A 4,477-nucleotide genomic window follows, 5' to 3' on the forward strand; every position below is an offset into this window, starting at 1 on the left:
GAGCGGCCCCTCGCCGGTCGGCGCGCGGCGGCAATCCAGTCCGGGAACGAAGGCGCCGAGCGAGTCCTCGGGCAGCGGGATGGCGGACATCGGCGGAGCGTGGCACCGTCCGCCGCGTCGCTCAACGTGGGGACGGGTGGATGGCGGACGGAACGCTCTGGATCGGCACGCGGATGACGTCGTCGTGGTCGCTGCGCGGCTGGCTCGCGGTGCGGCTCGCGGGACTCGATGTCGCGGAGGTGGTGATCGGCCTCGACCAGCCCGACACGGCCGCGCGCATCCGCGCGGTCTCGCCGGGCGGCACCGTGCCGGTGCTGTCCCACAAGGGCGCGCTGGTGTGGGAGAGCATCGCGATCGCGGAGTACTGCGCCGAGATGGCGCCGGGGCTCTGGCCGAGCGAGCCGCGCGGGCGGGCGCACGCGCGCGCGATTGCGGCCGAGATGCATGCCGGCTTCCGCGGGCTCAGGAGCGCGATGTGGATGAACATCGATCCGGCATTCTGCACCAAGGCCGCCGGCAGCCGGCGCACGGCGGAGGCGCTCGCCGACATCGCGCGGATCGAGGCACTCTGGCGCGACACCCGCGCGCGCTTCGGCGACGGCGGCCCCTACCTGTTCGGTGCGGCGTTCACGCTGGCGGATGCGATGTACGCGCCGGTGACGACGCGCTTCACCACCTGGCGGCCGGACCTCGCCGCCGACTCCTGGGCCTATGTCGAGGCGGTGCAGGCGCATCCGCTGATGCGGCGCTGGTTCGCCGAGGCCGCAACCGAGCCTGACGCCTGGAAGACCCCCAAGTACTTCATGGTGCCGGCATGAGCGCGGCTGGCCTCGACCATGTCGGCATCGCCGGGCCGGATCTCGACGCGCTCGGCGCCGCCTACGAACGGCTCGGCTTCCGGCTGACCCCGCGCGCGCAGCACCACGCCCCGGGCCCCGACCTGGTCGTGCGGCCGATCGGCACCGGCAACCGCTGCGCGATGCTGCGCCAGGGCTATCTCGAACTGATCGCGGTGATCGATCCCGCGCTCCCGTCCAACACGCTCGACCGCTTCCTCGCGCGCTACCACGGCCTGCACATCATCGCCTTCGAGATCGACGACCCGGAGGCGGAGCTCGCGCGGCTGCGCGGATCGGGACTGACGATTCCCGGCATCGCATGGCTGGAGCGGCCGATCGATGCCCCCGGTGGGGCCGCGACCGCGCGCTTCGCCCGCGTGCCGATGCCGGACGCTCCCGAGGGCCGCATCCAGCTGATCCGCCACCTCACGCCCGAACTGCTCTGGCAGCCGGACCTGCTGGATCATCCGAACCACGCCGTCGCGCTGGAGGAGGTCGCACTGGTGGTGGTGGATCCGGCCGAGTCGGCGGCACGGTTCGCGCGGCTCGTCGGCGTGGCGGCGACGCCGCTGGCGGAGGGGCTGGTGCTCACCCTGCCGCGCGGACGTGTGCGTTTCACCAGCGCCGACGCCTATCCTGGGGTGGCCACGCCGAGCCTGCCCTTCATCGCCGGCGTGACCCTCGGCACCGACGATGCCGGCGCGGCGATCCGCCGCATCGCCGGCGCGATCGGGCGCGAGACCGCCGGCGGGTTCCTGGTGCCGCCTGAGCGCGCGGGCGGGGCGGCGCTGCTGTTCCGGTGACGGCGCAGGCGGCGATCGCGCGCTCGGTCGCGATCTACTGGGGCGATGCCCGCCGCCGCGCCGCGCTCGACCGGTGGTATCGCCGCTTCGTGCGCCCGGGCCGGCTCGCCTTCGACGTCGGCGCGCATGTCGGCGACCGCACCGCCTGCTTCCGCCGTCTCGGTGCGCGGGTGGTGGCCGTCGAGCCGCAACCGGCGCTCGCACGCTTCCTGCGCCGCCGCTTCGGCAGCGATCCGCGCGTCGCCCTGGCTGCGCAGGCGGTCGGCGCGCGGCCGGGCCGCGTGGTGCTGCACGTGAACGAGGCGAACCCGACCGTCAGCACGGCCTCGTCCGCCTTCCTCGACGCAGCCGCGGGCGCGGCCGGCTGGGAGGGCCAGCGCTGGACCCGCCGCTTCGCCGTGCCAGGAACGACGCTCGCCGCGCTGATCGAGCGCCACGGCGCCCCGGATTTCGTCAAGATCGATGTCGAGGGATTCGAGGCCGAGGTACTGGCGGGGTTGCGCCGGCCGGTCGCCGCACTCTCCTTCGAGTTCACCACCATCCAGCGCGACGTTGCGCATGCGGCGATCGCGCGACTCCTCGCGCTGGGCTACCGGGCGTTCAATGCCTCGCTTGGCGAGAGCCTGCGCTTCGCGCTGCCCGGTGCCGTGAGCGCGCGCACGATCGCCGGCTGGCTCGATGCGCTGCCGGTCGAGGCCAACAGCGGCGACATCTACGCGAGCCTCACGCCGCGCGCGCTTGCGGGCTGAGCAGCGGCGGGAAGGGCGAGTGCGGATCGCGCTCCTCCGGGATCGCGGCGAGTCCCGACCGGACCAGTCGGCGCCCCACCGCCGGATCGGCGGTCACCACGCAGAACGGCACGGCGAGCACGGCACCGGCCAGCAGCGGCAGCGCCCAGAGCAGCGCCGCGCCGCTCGCGGCGGCGAAGCCGGCGAGCAGGCCGGCTCCGGCGAGCGTGTGCCACCAGAGCGCGCGCGCGGCGTCTGCCACCCTCACGCGGCGGTCCTCGCGCGCCTGCGGTGCCCAGCCGACGCGGCGACCGAGGGCCATCGCCGCCATCTCGACCGTCTGGTTCAGGGCCGAGATCGGGAACAGCAGCAGATAGAACACGAACTCGACCGCGACGCCGGCGGCGAGGCGCGCCCCGCCGCCCCAGCGCGGCCGAGCGGCGCGCTTCAGCGTGACCTCGAGCGCCCCGAGCAGCTTGGGCGCGCAGTAGAGACCGACGAACAGCAGGGTCGCGGCGACCCCGGGGCCCGAGGCGACGGCCGCGCGTGGATCGGGATCGAGCGCGTTGACCAGCGAGGCGAGCGTGATCGCGACCAGCACCGGCGACAGCAGGAACAGCAGGATCGCGAGCATGAGCTGGATGCGGCCCATCCACGAGAGCAGCGGCATCCGCAGCAGCGCGAGGTACTGCAGATTGCCCGCCATCCAGCGCACGTCGCGGCGCATGAACTCGAGCAGGGACGGTGGGTTCGCCTCGTAGGAGCCCTGCTCGAGCGGATCGAGCCGCACCTCCCAACCCGCGCCGCGCAGCAGCGTGGCCTCGACCTGGTCGTGGCTCAGGATGCGCGCGCCGTCCGGCAGGGTGGGCAGTTCAGCATGGTCGCGGAACGGCGCGATGCGCAGGATCGCGTTGTGGCCCCAGTAGGGTCCGTCCGGTCCCTGCCACCAGGCAATGCCCGCCGCGTAGCAGCGCATGCCGTGGCGCATGCCGAACTGGAACAGACGCGGGAACGGCGCTGCCGTCGGCCGGGCGACGATCAGCGTCTGCACGAGTGCGGCGCGCGGGTTCTGCGCCATCAGCCGCGCGAGCCGCAGCATGCACTCGGCCGTCATCACGCTGTCGGCGTCGAGCGTGATCATCGCCTCGAAGCCCGCGCTGCGGTTGCGCACGAACTCCATGACGTTGCCGGCCTTGAAGCCCTCGTTGGTGTCGCGCCGGCGATAGGAGAGGCGCTCGGGATGCGCGAGGGTGGCGCGGAAGGCGGTGACGGCACGGATCTCCTCGGCCGCGGCCGCCTCGTCCTGCGTGTCCGACAGCACGAACAGCGCGAAGTGCTCGCCCAGCCCGCGCGCCTCCAGCGCGGCCAGCAGCGGACGGATGCGCGCGAGCACGGCAGCGGTGTCCTCGTTGCGGATGCACACCAGGATCGCGGTGCGCAGCGCGAACGGGGCACGCTCATCCAGCCGTGCCTCCGGCCAGACGACGTGCAGCGGATCGCGTCCGGCCATCAGCACCGCGAACCCGACCATCGCCGAGGCGCCGAGCGTGGCGAGCCACGGGCTCACCGCGGCGGCGAGCAGCCAGATCAGCGCCTCGGCGACGGTCCAGCCGCCGGCACCGAGCGCGCGCCAGAGGAGCGCGAGCGGCAGCGCGCAGCAGGCGAGCACGAGCGCAAGGTAGAGCAGGCGGCGGACCGGCATCGCCGCACCCTCTGACGCGCGAAGATGGCAAGGATCAGGCAGCCGCCCGGCGCGAGATCAGCATCGCCCGCCACGGCATCGGCCCGACCCCCCTGCATCACCGCGATCGCGAGCAAGCTCGCCAAGACCGGGCGCGTCAGGAAGGTCGTCCAGTTGCCCTGGCTGATGGTCAGCGCCTGGCGGAACGCCTGCTCGGCGAGCGAGCCGAGGATCATGGCGATCCTCGCCGGCGCAACCGGGAAGTCGCAGCGCTTCGTCAGCATGCCCGCGCCGACCGCGTCCCTCACGACCAGGCCGATCACGGAGCTCGACACCCCGCAGGGGCCGACTGATACCAAGTCCTTCTGAGCGAGACTCCCAAGGGGGATTCCCCGACGCGGGCGGGATCTGATTCAAGCGGGCGAG

The 4,477-nt window shown here is 73.5% G+C and carries 5 protein-coding genes; 3 read left to right on the forward strand and 2 right to left on the reverse strand.

The genetic code is table 11. The features are described from left to right. The first annotated feature begins 140 nt into the window (after positions 1-140). From ACTIFU_RS17655 to ACTIFU_RS17665, 3 genes are read left to right on the forward strand one after another with little or no spacing between them, the layout of a single operon-like run. Positions 141-818, forward strand: coding sequence for a glutathione S-transferase family protein (locus ACTIFU_RS17655; protein WP_439579633.1), 678 nt, complete (start codon positions 141-143; stop codon positions 816-818). Then, positions 815-1,642: a VOC family protein gene (locus ACTIFU_RS17660; protein ID WP_439579634.1), complete on the forward strand. Its 828-nt coding sequence runs from the start codon at positions 815-817 to the stop codon at positions 1,640-1,642. Before ACTIFU_RS17655 ends, ACTIFU_RS17660 begins: the two co-directional genes overlap by 4 nt. Continuing rightward, on the forward strand, positions 1,639-2,391 hold the full coding sequence (locus tag ACTIFU_RS17665) for an FkbM family methyltransferase (RefSeq protein WP_439579635.1): 753 nt from the start codon (positions 1,639-1,641) through the stop codon (positions 2,389-2,391). The genes ACTIFU_RS17660 and ACTIFU_RS17665 overlap by 4 nt, the downstream gene beginning before the upstream one ends. Here ACTIFU_RS17665 and mdoH read toward each other — a convergent pair. Next, positions 2,366-4,072 carry a glucans biosynthesis glucosyltransferase MdoH gene (gene mdoH / locus ACTIFU_RS17670; protein WP_439579636.1) on the reverse strand — a complete coding sequence of 569 codons (1,707 nt, stop codon included), beginning with the start codon at positions 4,070-4,072 and terminating at the stop codon, positions 2,366-2,368. The two genes, ACTIFU_RS17665 and mdoH, sit on opposite strands and share 26 nt — an antisense overlap. Next, complete coding sequence (locus ACTIFU_RS17675) at positions 3,958-4,374, reverse strand: hypothetical protein (protein WP_439579637.1); 417 nt, start codon at positions 4,372-4,374, stop codon at positions 3,958-3,960. Before ACTIFU_RS17675 ends, mdoH begins: the two co-directional genes overlap by 115 nt. Positions 4,375-4,477: the final 103 nt, after the last annotated feature.

The organism is Elioraea sp. (assembly GCF_051860475.1).
GTDB lineage: Bacteria > Pseudomonadota > Alphaproteobacteria > Acetobacterales > Acetobacteraceae > Elioraea.